Genomic DNA, 16,108 nt, shown 5'->3' on the forward strand with positions numbered 1-16,108 from the left:
AGTGGAAACTACAGAGTTTTCTGCCGATGCGTCAAGATATCGAAAAGAGGCCGATTTAATATTGAAATTCATGAATGTTCCTGCGATGGGAGAAGAAGGCGAGGAACTGGCTGATGGGTATTGTCACACGAGTTTGCCGCCGGCGCGACGCCGCAGATGCGGCGCGGCAACGGCGCGATGCGCTGATCGAGACGGCGGAACGGGTGTTCCTTCGCAAGGGGTATCATGCCGCGACGATGGACGATATTGCCGCGGAGGCCGGCATGTCGAAGCGAACGCTTTATCAGCTTGTGGACTCCAAGGAAGACCTGTTCACCGCTCTGCTCGAGCGCCGCCGTCGCCCTCTTGATGTTTCCGGCATTGAGACCGAGGGGCGGCCGGTGGACGACGTATTGAACGATATGCTCCGCTTGTGGGCGCACCACGTGTTGAGCCCGTCGATTATCGCACTTGCCCGGCTGATCATGGCGGAATACATGCATGGCCGGACGCTCTCCCGCCTGCTGGATCGGGAGGGGGCAAAGCCGTGCCGTGATGCGCTGCGGGATTATTTTTCCGCCAGTGCCGCCAGCGGATCCCTCGCCATCGACGATCCCGAAGAGGCGGCACACATGCTTTACGGGATGGCGATCGGTAATATCCACATCGAAATGCTTTTGGGCATCGGAAAGGCCCGTAGCCGTGCCGAAATCGATGCCCGGATTGCCCGTGCTGTCGGCTTGTTCCTCGGTGGGGCCAGGCCAAGCGGGCGGGTGGGATCAGACGTGCCCGCGCAGGTCCGCGAAACGATGGCGCAGAGTTGAATCTGCCGTCGGTAACGCGCCTGTCTCGGTCGCGCCGTTATGGCTCAGCCAGAGCTCCGATGCATCGAGTAGCGCCTCGTAGAGTTGGGCACAGAGTCGGCGCGCCCCGTCGCCGGCCCACTCTTCCGGTAGGAAAGTAGCCGGCAGACGCGGGTCCCGCAGCACAATCCGCCGGTAGTCATGGATCAGCAGCAGCCGGGCCAGCAGCGCATCGCGCGGATCGAAAGCCGGGGCGTCGGCCGTAAGCCCGCCGAAAATGGCAAGAAATCCCTTGTAGTGATCGCACAAGGCATCCAGTCGCCAGGCCCGCGCCGCCAGTCGGCGCAGTGATTCCGGGCCGCCGGTTGCTCGAAGAACGATGCTCCCAGCTTCGAGCGAGCGTGGCAACGGCCGGTCCGGAGCGAGCAGTATGCCTTGCCATGAGGCAAAGCCGAGTCGGTTGAACCGCTCGCGTGCAGGTTCCCGGCCCGGTCCTGGCTCGGGGAGGGCGATGATCAGGCTCCGAGCTGCTGTGCCACGAGGCCGACCGTAGATATGTCGCGCGGCGCGGATGAACTCACCGCGGCGTGACGGGCCGATCCGGTAGTAACTCGAACGGCCACGGCGGCTCGCCACCAGCCAGCCATCAGCGGCAAGCCTCGAGATAGCGGTACGTATTACACCCGGGCCAATGCCAAGGGACTCGAACAGGTCGAGTATGGTAGCGAGAGCAATGGCGCTGCCGCGTGGTAGCAGAGCATCCCCGAACAGCGTTACGATAAGCGATCCGGTATGGGAGGGTTGCTCATGCAATCGGGCCACAAGAGCGGCTACATGATGATTCATGGTCGGATAAGACCTCAATCCGCCCAGCTTCGCCAGTGCTGCGTTAACCGAACCGTGACAATGGCCAAGACGACCTGCTCCCCCGATTGTTGCCGACCAAAGGTAGAGTCTTGTTCCTTCATGATGGTTGTTTGAGGTGAATGCAACGCGTCTGGGGACATGCATCCAAATACGTTGGCCGATGATCTCGGCGGGGGCCTTTCCGCCTAGTTTCGAGTACGGCCTCCGGTATTGTAGCCGTGTTGCCAGACAACGAGGAAGAGCCATGCGGTGGCGCTGGTAACGGTGGCTTCGAAATCCTTTGCAAGGCGCCGACATCTGCTGAGCCAGGCGAAGGTTCTCTCTATCACCCAGCGTCGCGGCAGGAGCACGAACCCGCTGGCGGCGTCCGAGCGCTTGACGATCTGTATGGTCCATTTGCCGATTTTGGTGAGGCGTCCCTTGAGTTTGGGACCGGCATAGCCGCCATCGGCAAACACATGCCGCAACCAGGGATATAGGGATTTGACGGATCTGAGCACATCGGGCGCCCCATCCCGGTCCTGTATGCCGGCATGGTGAACGACGGCACCGACGTGGTGGCCGATTGTATCCGTGATGATGTGGCGCTTGCGCCCCTTGATCTTCTTTCCGGCATCGAACCCGCGCGGCCCGCCGGCTTCGGTGGTCTTGACCGACTGGCTGTCGATCACACCGGCTGTGGGCGAAGCCTGGCGTCTGGCCATTTCCCGCGCTTGCATGACCAGGACGTGATTGATGCGATCGAGCGTGCCATCGCGACAGAAGCGGTAAAAATACCCCAGTACGGTGGTGAACGGTGCGAATTCCTTCGGGATCTGCCACCTCCGGCGGCATTCCACCTGCTCCGCAGGCGGAACCTTGAGCCGCCTCCGCCACTGGCAGCCGGTCGCCAGCATGTAGAAAATGGCCTCCACAATCCTTCGCAGCGCCACCGTTCGGGGCCGGCCTCGATGCGGCGGCAAGGGCATGAATGGTTCGATCAAGGCCCATTCGGCGTTGGTGAGGGCGCTTGCGTAGCGCAATCCGGCCCGGCAATATCGTTGCCGGGCGATATCAGTCCAGGCCATCGTGTCTCCGCTCGTCTTCGCAAACGAACTGAAACACAACCCGCTGAAATCGCTCAACTTATCTTTTGCGGTCCGGCTCTTATAGGCACTCAACTTAGCGGGATTATTCGCGAGCGCATTTCCTCTGATTTTTCTCAGGCGGGTTGTGCAACCTGACATCGTGCGGGCGTGATGGCTTACCGGCCGAACCTAGCTGTTTTTGGTGGGCTCTACGATGTGTTGGCGTTGGATGTGGCAGAGATCGGGGCCGGACGGGGCAAACGCCCCTGGGATCAGCTGACCAGCCTGGGCAGTCTGGCCGGGGCATAGCCGAGGATTCCCTGGTCCGGCATTGAGCGCGGCAGATGCAGGCGGATCGAGCGTTTCAGGGTTTCGAGGCGGACGGCGAGTTTGATCAGGCGCAGGCGCAGGGTATCGAACTGGATACCACGCCAGCGCGACCGACGCGGCATCAGGGAGCGCAAACTCCACATCAGCCAGTAGGCGCCGATATGCAGAAACAGGCGCATCTGGTTGGCGCTGGCCCGCGAGCACGAGGTCCGGTCGGCCGCAAGATGGGTCTTCCACGCCTTTGATATGGTTCTCGGCCTGGCCGCGCGCGCAGTAGATCTCTTGATACAGGGTGCGCGGGGAACCAGCCTTCAGGCTGGTGACGATGAAGCGGGTATCGCCCCCCAGCGGCCAGGCCTCGACGCGGGCGATGATCCGCTCGACGCGGTCCCAGCTTGCTGCGCCATCATTGAACTCTTTGAACCGCCGGATTTTCTCTCCCGGAGCCTGTTGCGCGCGCGCCGTGGTGCTGGCCTCCAGCGCGATGACGTGTTTGCGCAGCGTCGTGGTCGTGCGACGCCGAAGATGTAATCGAGGCGACGCGCTCGACAGAACCGCAGAACTGCCGGCGTGCAGAAGTGCGAATCACCGCGCAGCATGATCGCGGTACGTGGCCAATGGCCGCGGATGGCGTCGATCAGCCGGCGCAACCATTTGACGATCTGGGCCCCTTTTGGCCGACACGCCGGACGCAGCACCGCGGCGAGCATCCGGCCGTCGCCGTCGAACACCACAATCGGTTGAGATCCGTATTCGTTGTGGTGTGCGTTGAACAAGCAGAGTTGCTGCGCGCCGTGAGCGGCATCGAAGGTATCGTCGATATCCAGCACAATCCGGTTGGGTATGGTGCGGAAGCTCGCGCAATAATGCTCGACCATCGCCAGGCCCATGCGCAGCAGCGCGCGAGGCCCGGGCAAATTCTCGGTGCGTGAAACCGTCGCTTGCGAGCACAGATCGCCCGCCTCGGGCAGACGCTCCATCGCGAGTTTGAACATCGGGTCGTTGCGCAACCGGTCGGCGTCGTTGCCATCCTCGTAACCGGCCGCGATCATCAACATGCGAAACCGAATGATCTCGTCGAGCCCATGCTGGACGCCCTCCGGCGTGCGCGGATCATCGATGCAGGCTGCCAACTGCGCGGCAATCCCCAGCCGCTTCTCGACCTCGCGTAATGCCAGCAGACCGCCGTCTGAGGACAGCATCTCGCCGTCGAAGCGGGCCAGCACCGGTTTGCCGGCGACAGGTGACAGACCGGGGAGGCATGGGGTCGTTTCAACCGTGGCGGGCATCACGTTCCATGCTGATGAAGATTTGGTCTCGACACCAAATTCTTAGATCAAATCAACGGTTTACGCTATGCCTGCCAACCCTCACGCATAATTCAGGCTAAGAACCGCGGCGTCGAGGACATCCTGCTGGCTGTGGTCGATGGCCTGAAGGGGGGCCCGGAGGCGATCACTGCCGTCTTTCCCGAGACGATCGTGCAGACCTGCATCGTCCATCTGCTCCGGAATTCCATGGATTTCGTGTCCTACAAGGACCACAAGGCGGTCGCCACCGCGCTCAAGGACATCTACCGGACCGGGCCGTTGATGCCCAAGCCGCCGAGGCCGCTCTCGCCGCCTTCGACGCCGGTTCATGGGGGGCAGAAATATCCTGACATCGGCCAGAGCTGGCGCCGAGTGTGGCAGGAAGTCATCCCGTTCTTTTCCTTCCCCGGCGAGGTCCGTCGGATCATTTATGCAACGAATGCCATAGAGGCCCTGAATTCCAAGCTGCGGCGGGCCATCCCCGCGCGCGGCCATTTCCCAGCGATGAGGCCGCGGCCAAGCTGCTCTATCTGATCCTGAACCGATCCGAAAAAGGAGTGGGTGATGCCACCTCGAGAATGGCCTATGGCAAAGGTTCAGTTCGCCGTCATCTTCGGCAATCGCTTCGTAAGGGCCCCGCCGGCCTGATGTTCAACCGCCACCCATACAGAGAATTCCTGACACCGCCGGCTTCATCGATGAAGATTAACCGCTCGGGTTCGAGATCGACCTGGTCCTCAAACCACTCACGGCGCCGCTTCAGGACGTCCGGACGGTCCTGCTCCACCGCATGGCCAATCTTTTTGTTCAGCGTGATCCGGTGTCCGCCGAAGAACCGCCAGATCGTCGAAATGCCAAACCGCTCCGAACGTTCCGTCATCAGCCGCTCCTGCACCTCGACAAGTGTCAAGTCCGGCGTCGTCTCGACCAGGTCAAGGACAACCACCCGCGTGGCGCTCGATCCGTTCCGAGCTGCGGTCGCCGCCCACCTTCATTGGTGCCGGCGAACCCCTCTCCCGGCTCAGTTGCACCCAGCGTATCGCCGCCGCAATCCCAACCCCGAGGCGTTCAGCCGCCAGACAGTGCGACATGCCGCCATCAACCGCCGCTACGACGCGTACACAAATCCAGCGAAATTACCTTCACCCTATGCATGCCAGCCTCCTTCGCCTGCAAACATCGTGAATCACCTCTCACCCGATACGGGAATCCCCACGCGATTTTTCGGCTCAGAAGCTGCTCTAAAATAGATCCCGGATCACTCAGAAGGAGCCGATCAGCAGCCAGAATCCGCACGCGCAAATCAATCGAGAGAGGGTATCCCATCCATGCCAGCCTCCTTCACCAGCACGGATTCTGACCCAGAATTCCACGCCAGCGGGAATTCCCCCCATCAATTCAATACGGTCGAAAGCGCTCTAGGGCATGTGGGGATTTAGGATTCCCATTTGGGGGTGGCTGTGATTCACGCTGTGAATGGAACGATTTGTACTGACGGACGCCCAATGGGCGAGGATAGAACCGCATTGTCTTGGCAAGGCGAGTGACCCTGGCCGCAGCGGCCGGGACAATCGGCTGTTTCTGGAAGCGGTGCTTTGGATTGTCCGTACTGGCAGTCCGTGGCGTGATCTGCCTTCGATGTTTGGCAACTGGAGCACGGCCTACCGCCGGTTCAACGACTGGCGCCGCGCTGATGTTTTCAAACGGATTTTCGACGCGGTATCTGATGAACCCGACATGGAATACGCCATGGTCGACGCCACGATCGTCAAGGTCCACCGTCACGGCCAGGGCGCAAAAGGGGGACTCAAAGCCAGGCCATAGGCCGTTCCAAAGGTGGCATGACAACCAAAATTCTGGCGCTGACGGATGCCTTGGGCAACCTTGTGCGCTTTCGTCTCATGCCGGGCAATCGCTATGACAGCATCGAGGTCCCGCCACTGATCGACAACGTCGAATTCGGTGGATTGATCGCAGACAAGGCATTCGACAGCAACGCTCTGGTCGCAGAACTCAACGAAAGAGGCGCCAGGATCGTCATTTCCCAGCACCCGGCCCGGGCACTGAAGCTGAAAATCGACCACGAAACCTACAAATGGCGTCATCTGATCGAGAATTTCTTCTGCAAGCTCAAGGAGTTCAAACGCATCGCCCTGCGCGCCTGCAAAACAGACCAGAGCTTCCAGCCAATGATCCACCTCGCCGCAGCCGTCATCAACTCACGATGAATCCCCACAAACCCTAAATTAATGGTTACATGTCGTTATGCAAAATCGTAGAATGCGCTCGCAGGCCTCTTCCAGAAGGGCATCGGATGCAGCCGTCGAAAGCCGGATATGACCTGGCATTGCAAACGCGGAGCCCGGAACCGTAGCGACCAAAGCCTCATCTAGTAAGGCATTCGCCACATCCTCATCATTGCCAAGTATTCGGCCGCTCGGGGTCCGGCAACCCAATAGACTGGTGATCGACGGGAAGGCGTAGAAAGCTCCCTCTGGGCGGGAACAGGTAAGGCCAGGCGCACCGGCCAGCGCACCTAGAACAAGATCGCGGCGTCGACGATAAATCGTACGTCGTTCCTCGAGAAGATCCTGCGGGCCGTCTAGCGCCGCAACAGCAGCCGCCTGGCTAATGGTCGAAACACCCGCAGTGGCAGTCCCCTGAACCAGCGTCATTGCCGCTAGCCAGTCACGCGGACCGGTACAGAAGCCAAGGCGCCAGCCGGTCATCGCATAGGATTTCGATACGCCGGACATAGTCAGCACGCGCCCAGCGAGATCTGGAGCAGCGGCCGCCAATGTCAGGTACGCGCCTTCGAAAATGAGGTGCTCGTAAATATCATCCGAAATTGTCAGTACATGAGGATGCCGACGAAGCACATCGGCGATGCCGATAAGCATTGCCGCATCGGCAATCGCGCCGGACGGATTGTTTGGATAGTTGAGAACAAGGAGCTTCGTCCTTGGCCCGATAGCTGCCGCGAGGGTGGCAGCATCCACGCGGAATCCTGCTTCGGCGGGGCAATCGATGAACACCGGGATACCACCGGCGAATTCAACCACCTGGATGTAGCCTGCCCAGCAAGGCGCGGGAATAAGCACTTCATCGCCAGGATCGATGACCGACATCACGGCGTCAAATATCGCCTGCTTGCCGCCATTTGTGACAAGAACGTCAGCTGGTGTTGCCGGCAAACCCTGATCGCGTTCGAATTTCCGTGCTGCGGCGCAGCGCAGCGCATCGGTTCCAGCGATAGGGGGGTAGCGTGTCTGCCCGCCGAGTGCGGCACGGTGTGCGGCATCAACGACATGCGGTGGGGTTGGAAGGTCGGGCTCGCCGATCGATAGCGAAATCACATCATGGCCAGCGGCACGAAGAGCGCGAGCCCGGGCAGCCATAGCGAAAGTAGCCGCCGGCCTTGTTCGGCCGACGCGGGCGGAAAATTGGATCATCCCGCGTCAGCACCACAGTTGCGGCGATTGATCAAGCCCGGCAGCCGTTACGACAATAATCCTGCCACGCATAGCGCAACGCGGCACCGAGATTACGACCAAAACGCTTCGCGTCACAGAGGGGACTCGTGAGCATCTGTTCGCGCAATCGAGCCCGACGTGCGGCTAGCGCTTCCAGATCCGAGGACATGGCAACGGCACGATCGATATACTGTTCCGGACTCTCTGTAACGCAATCCGTCAGGCCCACGTTCGAAAGGTGGCTCACCGAATGACGTGCGGCGAAGAAATCACCAGCCAAAGTGATGACAGGCACCCCCATAAACATCGATTCGCATGTCGTTAGCCCACCTGAATACGGGAATGGATCTAGTGCGATATCAACGTCCTTATAGCCTTCGATGAATTCTGGATGCGGAGCTCGACCGCGCAATTCGACCCGACTCGTATCAACTCCAAGAGCATGCGCTCGAGAGATGAAGCGCTCAGGAATTCCATCTTCAGAAAATTGCGGGCAGCGGAGGAGCAGGTGGGCGTTATCGACCTGTTCAAGGATCCGTCCCCAGAGCGATAATGTCTCATCGGTCAGTTTTGTCAGATTATTGAAGCAGCCAAAGGTGACATGACCGTTTGCAAGAGCCGGCAAATTGCTGACAGGCGGCGACGTTGGGGGAGGAGAATAGCAGACATAGCCGTCCGGCAACCGTAATAGCTGTTCCGTATAATATTGATCAAACCCCTCCGGGGTCTCCCATCGATCCGTAATGAACCAGTCAACACGCTTCATGCCAGTTGTAGACGCCTGTGAGCCAACCCATTTTATTTGGACGGGCGCCGGGCGATACGCCAAACTTCCAATCAATCCATTGTCACCAAAGCCACTCAAGTCAATAAGAATATCGATATTACAATCGGCAATATTTGAGGCAATCTCCGCCTCGTATTTTGTGATTCGGTCTTGCCATTTGTGCACACGTCGTGCAAGCCGCTGCGCAAATGGATCTCCTGCAGCGAAGTGACCAAAACAATAGAGCTCGTATGCATCTCGATCTAAATTTTCCAGACCGGCAAATGTGAGCCATCCTACAGGATGTTGTCGCAGAGAATGAGACAGTAGGCCGATTCGAAGTGGACGATCAGGATCAACAACAGAGGGCTTCATCAGTGGTTCGCAGTCTTCGGGCAATGTCGCGGCGAGTTTTCGGGTCGAGTCCAGAAGAAGCTCCGCGGTCGCATTGCTTTGATACGGAATTAAGGAACATTCAGCTCGCAGCCGAGACCGGTCATTGGCTTTGGGGGTTGCCGCTTTGATGTCCCTTGCACTTCCTGCGAGATCGCCAGCTGATGCTCTGATCGTAGCGCGATTTAATAATATCGTAGAGCTCGCGTTTGCGGGAATATCTAATTTATTCAATATATCGGAAGCATCGCCAAAACGATACTGTCGGCCAAGTGCGACAGCTAGATCATTGGCGATATCGATGTTTTCGGGCGCACGGAGAAGGGCTTTGCGCAGATGTAATTCTGCCATTTCTGGCATCTGATTCGCCAAATACGCATTGCCGAGCAAAGCTAGGATATCAGACGCATCCGGCTCAACGTCGATCGCAGTCTCTAAAAGAGCGATCGCCTCTTCAGCCCCACCGCGCCTAAGAGCTGCATTGGCTTCAAGACAGAGCTCAATGGCAGTGGTCCACTTCGGCTCTCGGATCTGCAAAATCAGATCATGATCAACCGTGTCGCGTAGTTCATTATACGTAATTGCATAATGAAGTATATCAGGTGCAAGATTTCCGGCGTTGGCCATCGCGCGCAATGCGGCACCCTGAAGTCCGAGCGCACCGAGCGCAAGCGCAAGTCCATGCCAAGCCTGATGGTTGGTGGGATTAAGATCGGTAGCTCGCGAAAGATATCCCACTGCGTCGTGCGGGTCGTTGCTTTGTAGTGCCAATATTCCATAAGCAAGCAAAGGTTCAATCCGCCAACGATTACGTATGCTAGCTTGGATATAGAGCTCTTTGGCCTCAGCCACATGACCATCAGCACGATAACTCTGGGCGAGCCTAATCAACGGCTCATCCCATGATGGAGCCAGCTCACTCGCTTGCTGGAAAAGCTTCCTTGCGCACTCGCGGGTGTTACCGGCATCAAGAGCCACCCCCGCCGCTATGACGTCGGCCGCGTTCGTCATATTTTCGTGTAACGCTGGGGCGCTAGCAACCTGATCAAGCATGGCGTGGCAAACTGCGCGTATTGTCGCTAAACAGCAATGTGGCCTCGTCCCAATTTCCTGTTCCTACGGCTGCTTGGACGGCTAGGAGACTCGTGTCGAGATCAGCGCGACCTTCGGCTACAAGTCGCCGGATTTGGTCAGTTGCCTCTGTATAGGCTCCCCGTTCAATCAGTACCGAGATAAGAAGATGGCGAAGCCTCAGGTCATCTTGAGGACGGTCGGAATGCTCTTCATCACCGTCCCGCAATATATTGCGCAAGGTGTCCTCCGCCTCCGCCGGCGCAGAGCGGCATAGCCCGGCGAGCGCAAGGAAGTTAGCAGGCATCTCGTCAAGGACCTCACGCAAGCAGGTCGCAGCGTCGTCGATATGCCCTAGCTCCAAGAGAGCTCTTCCTAATATCGACTTAGCCGTTGAATTCCTTGGGTCTGCAACGACCGCCTCGGAAGCGGCCTTCGCCGCTTCAACCCAATTCTTTTCCTCAAGGCTAATCTCGGCACTAAAACAAAGAATAATCGAATTCTCAGGAAATGCAGCTAAGCCGTCCGACACTATTTCCTTTGCACGAGCGTGCCTGCCTTTGACAAATTCGATTGCCGCTGACAGCGCAACGATCGTCCCAGGATTCTCACCGCGCTTCTCGAGGGTAGGGAGTAGGAGCGAGGCAGCGTTGACCTGCCCCTGATCGATTAACTGCCGCACGCGCGCAAAAAGCACGCGATTTACACTTGAATTGTCGCCCCGCACGGCAGGTTGCAATTGAGAATTCGAGTGGAGATCGGACATAGTCAGGTTCCTTTTGAACGGTGGTGCGGACCAATTCTCCGGTCAGCGCGCGAGATTGCTATAGCTTATGCGATGAGAGATCTAGCTTGTGCAGCTAGCCCAACGAGACTGGAACTCGAGCCATAAGCGTTCATGTTGCTTGCTTGTGTGACTGCAAGGAATCGATCCGCGAACGATTGAACAAACTGCTTGTTCTGAAATTTTGATACATCAAGTCGACTGGTGATGGCCTGCTCTTGCGCAAGCAGCGGCTGAAATGCGATTTGTTGAGGAACTCCCAATGCGGTCGTGACGACCGAGCGCATAACAGAATCACCGAGAATTTGAGTGGCATTCGTGAATTTTTGAGCGTTCTGAATGAAATATAGTGCGTTTGAAAGCCCGGGAGTCTGTTTATCAAGTGACTGACGCCAAAGAACTTCAGCATATGCATTAGTGAGGGTACTTATACTTGATGGCTTTTGTATTATAGATAACCCTTTGGTTGCAAATTGATAAATCTGGGCGGTCGAAAGCCACTGCGAATTAGTGGACGACAATTGATTGGCAAGCCCGTTTGGATCGCTCGGATTTGACAGAAGCGCCTTTTGAGCCAACGCTGGAAATCCGACCTGAGACCCTAGCCCGTTAGCAGTAAGAAGAACTTTAAGAACGGTTGGATTTTGAAGAAGCTGCTTCGCAGTCTTCGCGCTGTTCACAGCTTTTGTGAACGCGGCAATATCCCGCTGTACTTGTGGCGATTTTGCTTCTGCCTGAATATCTTTTGTTTCATTCTGCTGGGCGATTCGGAGCGCAATAATCGGATTTTGAGAACTCGTGACAGTTCCGCTCGTCGCTCCGCCGTAACTCGCTTCTAGAATTGACGCAATACTTGACGAAGTTGTATTTACGGAGCTTGTAAAGAGAGTGGCAATATTTGGCGATAGAGTAGACGACATCAAATGTCTCCGAGATCTATGCTCGCCCGCTAAGTCCTTCGGCAAAATTGTCGCCGATTATCGCGATCACTTCAAGATCGGGACTTTGATCATTTGTCTGCTGAAGAATGTTATTCGCAACAGAAACGATCTGCGCCCGAAGTGGTGCCGGCAACGGATTGAGTGGATCGAGATTTGTAGCGAGAATCGTCTGCCAGAGCCTGCGGGCAGTTGCCAGTGCTCGTGTACGACTCAGATCATCGTCGGCCGCACGGAGCATAGAACTCACAGTGCGGAACACTTCGGCATCCTGCTCACGCTGACCTCGCAGTTGATTGGCGGATTCATAGGCCTTGAAGGCCTTTGCTGAATGAGACATTTACGATCCTTTTGATCACTGACATGACTGCAGAACGGCTGCTTCGTGGCGCATAATTCGCCGCGAAAGCTTAAGGGCTTCATAACAATCATCCGATTTTGCACATTCCAGCGCTCGGTCGAGGATCTCGCGGGCGAGCGCCGAAGTTGTCGCTTCCTTGAACTGCTCTATCAGTTCGCGGGCACGGACTAGCGCGGATTGGCGTTCTTCGTCCGTTCCGATATAGGCCGTCTGGAGAGCAAAATAGATCTGCTTCGCAGGCGTGTTGACCTCGTCTGGCCGCAGTATTTGTTTGCCGAACATGAAGCGTGCCTTCGCCGTCAACTCGATGCGTGACTTCGTGCGGAACCGGATCGGTGCGCCGTTCAGTATCATGATATCGCCTTGGCGAAGCTCCAGCACCAGAACCGACATATATTTATCCTTCGTAACGCGACTAGTAGGCCCGGCCTGCTATTGAAGCAGGCCGGGTTACGGCGGATGAATCAGATCAGCTTGGTGAGGATCGACGGCTGCTGGTTCGCTATGGAGAGGGCAGATGTTGCCAACTGCTGCTGGATCTGTAGCGACTGCAACTTTGCGGACTCCGCCGCCATATTGGCATCAACGAGCGCGCCGAGGCCATTGCTGAGCGCGTCCATTTTGTTCTGGTTATAGGTTATCTGCGCATCAACCTGGTTGGTCAGGTTACCGTAGGTGTTAAGATACGAACCGACATTGGAAACCTGGGTACTGAATGTACCACCAGCAGTCATCCAGTTTGTAATTGTGGTGGAACCTGCGGAGGCCGTGCCAAGCGACGTTCCAATTTTGCTTAGAGCAAGATAAACAGTGGTCATGCTCTGTGCTGCGATTTTAATCTGCCCGCCGGAGGCATCCGAAGAGACTTGCAGGGCCTTGCTCGTAAACGAAGATGACGAACTGGCCAGGGTGCCCGACGAAGCACCGATCAGCGCCTTACCATTATAGCTCGCGCCTTTGATGTAGTATTGTAAATTCTGAAGTTGCGACGAAAACTGCGCAACGTACTGGGACTTCTGGCTTGTAGAAATCGTTGAGCTCGACAGATTGACCAGTGTCGCATCCATGCTCTGCATAAGATTGGAGATATTGGTCAGTGCCGTGTTAGTGGTTGCAAGAAGTCCCTGGGTATCGCCGAGCTGCTGGTTCGCGGCAGTGAGGCCCGCCATATTTGTGCGAACCGACTGGGCGACAGCGAAAGCAGCACCATTGTCAACCGCGCTGCTGACAGAGTAGCCAGTGGAGATCTGGTTCTGAACGTTGTTCAGAGAAGTATTGATTGAGTTGAGAGTTTCAACGCCGACCATCGCGGCCGAGTTGGTGATGATCGAGCTAACAACGCCGGACATGCTTTGTATCCTTGGCTATAATTTAGTCTGTGGTCCGCGTTTTGCGGAGAAGACGTATTTTACGTCGAAGTCGTTAACGCCAGATGAAGCCCGCCTCAGATATATTGGGTAAGGCTCATTGTCTTCACCGCGGCGATAAGCTGATACGAAGCCTGGAGTTGCGTTTGGGTGGCGGACAACTGGGAAAGGGTCTTGGTCATATCGACTTGATCGAACCCAGCAACCTGGTTGGTGAATGCGTTTGACGTCTGCTGGAGATCTGTGATTTGCGTATTCACCAGTGCCTGGTTGTTTCCCAGAGCGCCGGCGTCCTGTGCCATTGTATTGATTGCGTTACCGAGGCTGGTTGAGATCGCATTGGCGAAATTTGTGAAGCCCGAATTTGAAAGTTGCCCAGGCTGCAGGCTGCCGATAGCCGAAAGAGTGGCCAGAATATCCGTCATATAAGATCCGGTAGTATTCATTCCCACGCTAGGACCGATAAACTGGTTGGCATTTGCGGCGATACCGGTTGTAATCGGGACTCCGCCGGCACCCAGAACACTTGGGACGCCGGGATTACTAGCAAGAGTGCTTGAGAATGGGCTGTTCGTAGTGTTACTTGCCGCCGCGAACACTCCAGAGACCGAAAGGCTGTTGGTAGCGCTCTGAATGCTGACATAGAACGCGGCACTCGTGAAACTGGTTGCATTCGGCACAGGCGGAACAGTACTGTCCTGACCGGAAAAGATGTATCGAGTTCCATCCTGACTATTGAGAAGGCTAGCGATCTGCGTGACCGCGCTACGCGCTGTGGCTGCTGCCGTACTCAATGCGCTCCCACTTAGGGAGTTGACACCTTCGAACTGCGTTAACGCTTTGGATGCAATATCGCTGATCGTCTGTATTGCATTCTGTTGCACGCCCATCTGGCCCTGTGCAATCTTCAGGTTCGAAATTGTATTGTTAAGTGTGGCGATTGACGAGTTCAAGATGAGCGTTTGACCGGCGGATCCGGGCTGAGCAGTTTCGAGACCAGCATACGTCGTTGCGACATATCCGGTCTGCGATTGTATGGTTAGTTGCGCCAGTTTCTGACTAGTTTTGCTCGAATCTGCTGCCAGTTGCTGGATCAGACCGAAGTTGCCAGTGGATAGGCTGGCAATTGATGTGCTCATTGGACCATCGCTTGGACGGCTTGCCACATTTGCTGTGCAATCGTCACTGTCTTTGCGTTTGCGGCGTATGCGTTTTGTAGTGTGACCAGAAGACTCATCTGTTGGTCAATATTGACGCCACTGGTTGAGGAGGCTTGAGCCTTGAGTGCGGTAACCAAGTTGCCGACATTTGAAACCTGGGTCAGAGCAGCGCTGCTTATCGAGGCTTCATTTGCCGTGAAGTTGGTCGCGATTGCCGACAGCGACCCAGACCCGGAGTAGGGAAGGGACACGGTGCCGGTTGCGTCGGTGTAAGCAGTGATTGCAGGAGGTTGAGCGCTCCCTCCCACTGTGGTTGTGCCGAACGCGGAGTTCAGTACATTTTGGATCAATGCCGTGTAGCCAGCAGGGCCACCGGCAGGATTCGGTGGAATTGGTGTTCCGGAGGCGTTCGTGACGGTAACATTACCATCTCGGACCAGGGCGGGATTTGAAATGACTGCCGGATTTACTGTAATTACCGCAGAAAGACCTTTTGTTGCGGCCGTTGGCACATTGCCAATAGGGTCTGTAAACAAGCTGAGGCCTGCTCCAGCGAACCGACTCGACAATGCCTGTGAGAATGAATCTAGTCCAGCTTGGATTTGTGGGAGTGTGGCGTTAATAAGTTGCTGCGCGCCGCCCAACTCGCCGCCAAAAGTAACTGGGGTTCCGCCAATCGAATACGACGTGTTATTTGTTGTGGTGGTTGCCGTGATCGGTGATGACCCATTAAGTGGAAATTGTATTCCGTTCACCGTGAACAGGGCTATGGAGCCGTTCGTCTGCGTAAGTGCTTTGGCGCCGGTGAGCGATGCGATGGTTTGGATGGCTGCGTCACGCTGATTTGCTAGGTCGGCTGTACTTTTGTTCTGCTGCGCAAGATTGACGATCTGCGCATTCAGCGACCCAATCGTGCCGAGAGTCGAATTCAGTTTCTTGATATCCGCTGTAATCGTACTTGCCGCAGATTGGCCAGCCGATTGCAAGGTACTGGCAATTGAGTTGATCTGCCCCGTCAGTGTCTTTGCTGCACTTACGACCGTGTTCTGCTGTACGACATTCGATGGGTCGGTCATCAAGGTCTGGAAGCCAGACTGGACATTGGCGAGCAGGCTTGGCAGGTCGTTGCCTTGACCTGGCGTGCCCATTACCTGATCAATGCCCGATAGTGTCGTTGATATGACGGCTTGATATGATTGCTGAGCGATCGAGTTGTTGACCTGTGTCTGTATGCTGGTGTTGACCTGACGGGTCGCCGGGGCGCTGATCACGCCGGAACCTTGGCCGCCCGCTGTCGCGGCGGACAGATTTGCGGTTTCAACTGAATAGCCGGACGTATTCGCGTTCGCAATGTTTTGCGAAACTACGGCCAATTGCTGATCGATCGCACTTAGGCCGCTGCTTGCGATCGCGAGTCCCGTGCCCACACTCATGCGTTG

Annotated in this window: 16 protein-coding genes and 2 pseudogenes; 3 read left to right on the plus strand and 15 right to left on the minus strand. The window is 56.6% G+C overall.

The window, feature by feature from the left end:
* Positions 1-74: 74 nt before the first annotated feature.
* A complete protein-coding gene (locus ACRY_RS02920) occupies positions 75-803 on the plus strand; it encodes a TetR/AcrR family transcriptional regulator (protein WP_035185362.1) in 729 nt (242 codons plus the stop codon).
* Here ACRY_RS02920 and ACRY_RS20110 read toward each other — a convergent pair.
* The 5 genes and pseudogenes from ACRY_RS20110 to ACRY_RS20345 form a co-directional block, all read right to left on the minus strand.
* On the minus strand, positions 759-1,190 hold the full coding sequence (locus ACRY_RS20110; protein ID WP_231295402.1) for a PaaX family transcriptional regulator C-terminal domain-containing protein: 432 nt from the start codon (positions 1,188-1,190) through the stop codon (positions 759-761). The genes ACRY_RS02920 and ACRY_RS20110 overlap by 45 nt on opposite strands.
* Before the next feature lie 201 nt (positions 1,191-1,391).
* Positions 1,392-1,946, minus strand: a pseudogene (locus ACRY_RS20480) (hypothetical protein); the annotation flags it as partial.
* Positions 1,835-2,716, minus strand: coding sequence for an IS5 family transposase (locus ACRY_RS02930; protein WP_011941274.1), 882 nt, complete (start codon positions 2,714-2,716; stop codon positions 1,835-1,837). The pseudogene ACRY_RS20480 and the gene ACRY_RS02930, both read right to left, overlap by 112 nt.
* A gap of 272 nt (positions 2,717-2,988) precedes the next feature.
* On the minus strand, positions 2,989-3,354 hold the full coding sequence (locus tag ACRY_RS20335; RefSeq protein WP_331271420.1) for a transposase: 366 nt from the start codon (positions 3,352-3,354) through the stop codon (positions 2,989-2,991).
* Positions 3,347-4,335 (minus strand): annotated as a pseudogene (locus tag ACRY_RS20345) (IS1380 family transposase); the annotation flags it as partial. The pseudogene ACRY_RS20345 and the gene ACRY_RS20335, both read right to left, overlap by 8 nt.
* A gap of 132 nt (positions 4,336-4,467) precedes the next feature.
* Here ACRY_RS20345 and ACRY_RS02940 point away from each other — a divergent pair.
* Positions 4,468-4,890, plus strand: coding sequence for an IS256 family transposase (locus ACRY_RS02940; protein WP_011941277.1), 423 nt, complete (start codon positions 4,468-4,470; stop codon positions 4,888-4,890).
* Positions 4,891-4,963: 73 nt separating this feature from the next.
* On the opposite strand, the gene ACRY_RS02945 is transcribed toward ACRY_RS02940, so the two are convergent.
* Positions 4,964-5,236, minus strand: a complete 273-nt coding sequence (locus ACRY_RS02945; RefSeq protein WP_155856340.1) for a hypothetical protein — start codon at positions 5,234-5,236, stop codon at positions 4,964-4,966.
* A 596-nt stretch (positions 5,237-5,832) separates the two neighbouring features.
* Here ACRY_RS02945 and ACRY_RS18855 point away from each other — a divergent pair.
* Positions 5,833-6,584, plus strand: a protein-coding gene (locus ACRY_RS18855) for an IS5 family transposase (protein WP_155856341.1) whose coding sequence is annotated in 2 segments (ribosomal slippage) — positions 5,833-6,163 and positions 6,163-6,584 — 753 coding nt in all. Because the reading frame shifts where the segments join, the coding sequence is not laid out codon by codon here.
* An 18-nt stretch (positions 6,585-6,602) separates the two neighbouring features.
* Here the strand turns inward: ACRY_RS18855 and ACRY_RS18860 are convergent.
* The 9 genes from ACRY_RS18860 to flgK all read right to left on the minus strand — a co-directional run bounded on the left by ACRY_RS18860 (position 6,603) and on the right by flgK (position 16,102).
* Positions 6,603-7,808, minus strand: coding sequence for a pyridoxal phosphate-dependent aminotransferase (locus tag ACRY_RS18860; RefSeq protein WP_011941279.1), 1,206 nt, complete (start codon positions 7,806-7,808; stop codon positions 6,603-6,605).
* 31 nt (positions 7,809-7,839) lie between these two features.
* Positions 7,840-10,041 (minus strand): tetratricopeptide repeat protein, encoded by a 2,202-nt coding sequence (locus ACRY_RS18865; RefSeq protein ID WP_011941280.1) that lies wholly within the window; start codon positions 10,039-10,041, stop codon positions 7,840-7,842.
* The gene (locus tag ACRY_RS18870; protein WP_011941281.1) at positions 10,034-10,825 is read right to left on the minus strand and encodes a tetratricopeptide repeat protein; all 792 of its coding nucleotides are present in this window, start codon (positions 10,823-10,825) and stop codon (positions 10,034-10,036) included. Before ACRY_RS18870 ends, ACRY_RS18865 begins: the two co-directional genes overlap by 8 nt.
* Positions 10,826-10,890: 65 nt before the next feature.
* Positions 10,891-11,763, minus strand: coding sequence for a DUF1217 domain-containing protein (locus ACRY_RS18875; RefSeq protein ID WP_011941282.1), 873 nt, complete (start codon positions 11,761-11,763; stop codon positions 10,891-10,893).
* A gap of 16 nt (positions 11,764-11,779) precedes the next feature.
* Positions 11,780-12,121, minus strand: coding sequence for a flagellar biosynthesis regulator FlaF (locus tag ACRY_RS18880; protein WP_081432862.1), 342 nt, complete (start codon positions 12,119-12,121; stop codon positions 11,780-11,782).
* A gap of 15 nt (positions 12,122-12,136) precedes the next feature.
* Complete coding sequence (locus ACRY_RS02970; protein ID WP_007423973.1) at positions 12,137-12,535, minus strand: flagellar biosynthesis repressor FlbT; 399 nt, start codon at positions 12,533-12,535, stop codon at positions 12,137-12,139.
* Positions 12,536-12,606: 71 nt separating this feature from the next.
* Positions 12,607-13,491 (minus strand): flagellin, encoded by an 885-nt coding sequence (locus ACRY_RS02975; RefSeq protein ID WP_011941284.1) that lies wholly within the window; start codon positions 13,489-13,491, stop codon positions 12,607-12,609.
* 95 nt (positions 13,492-13,586) lie between these two features.
* A complete protein-coding gene (locus ACRY_RS18885; protein WP_081432863.1) occupies positions 13,587-14,648 on the minus strand; it encodes a flagellin in 1,062 nt (353 codons plus the stop codon).
* Positions 14,645-16,102 carry a flagellar hook-associated protein FlgK gene (gene flgK / locus ACRY_RS18890; RefSeq protein WP_011941285.1) on the minus strand — a complete coding sequence of 486 codons (1,458 nt, stop codon included), beginning with the start codon at positions 16,100-16,102 and terminating at the stop codon, positions 14,645-14,647. The genes ACRY_RS18885 and flgK overlap by 4 nt, the downstream gene beginning before the upstream one ends.
* Between the last annotated feature and the right edge of the window lie 6 nt (positions 16,103-16,108).

The organism is Acidiphilium cryptum JF-5 (assembly GCF_000016725.1).
Lineage (GTDB): Bacteria > Pseudomonadota > Alphaproteobacteria > Acetobacterales > Acetobacteraceae > Acidiphilium > Acidiphilium multivorum.

Bases quoted from the DNA above. Each gene is read 5' to 3' on its own strand.
- ACRY_RS18860 (WP_011941279.1), bottom strand. From the start codon at position 7,808: ATGATCCAATTTTCCGCCCGCGTCGGCCGAACAAGGCCGGCGGCTACT.
- ACRY_RS18885 (WP_081432863.1), bottom strand. From the start codon at position 14,648: ATGAGCACATCAATTGCCAGCCTATCCACTGGCAACTTCGGTCTGATC.
- ACRY_RS02930 (WP_011941274.1), bottom strand. From the start codon at position 2,716: ATGGCCTGGACTGATATCGCCCGGCAACGATATTGCCGGGCCGGATTG.
- ACRY_RS18865 (WP_011941280.1), bottom strand. From the start codon at position 10,041: ATGCTTGATCAGGTTGCTAGCGCCCCAGCGTTACACGAAAATATGACG.
- ACRY_RS18880 (WP_081432862.1), bottom strand. From the start codon at position 12,121: ATGTCTCATTCAGCAAAGGCCTTCAAGGCCTATGAATCCGCCAATCAA.
- ACRY_RS18875 (WP_011941282.1), bottom strand. From the start codon at position 11,763: ATGTCGTCTACTCTATCGCCAAATATTGCCACTCTCTTTACAAGCTCC.
- ACRY_RS18870 (WP_011941281.1), bottom strand. From the start codon at position 10,825: ATGTCCGATCTCCACTCGAATTCTCAATTGCAACCTGCCGTGCGGGGC.
- flgK (WP_011941285.1), bottom strand. From the start codon at position 16,102: ATGAGTGTGGGCACGGGACTCGCGATCGCAAGCAGCGGCCTAAGTGCG.
- ACRY_RS02920 (WP_035185362.1), top strand. From the start codon at position 75: ATGTTCCTGCGATGGGAGAAGAAGGCGAGGAACTGGCTGATGGGTATT.
- ACRY_RS02970 (WP_007423973.1), bottom strand. From the start codon at position 12,535: ATGTCGGTTCTGGTGCTGGAGCTTCGCCAAGGCGATATCATGATACTG.
- ACRY_RS02945 (WP_155856340.1), bottom strand. From the start codon at position 5,236: ATGACGGAACGTTCGGAGCGGTTTGGCATTTCGACGATCTGGCGGTTC.
- ACRY_RS02975 (WP_011941284.1), bottom strand. From the start codon at position 13,491: ATGTCCGGCGTTGTTAGCTCGATCATCACCAACTCGGCCGCGATGGTC.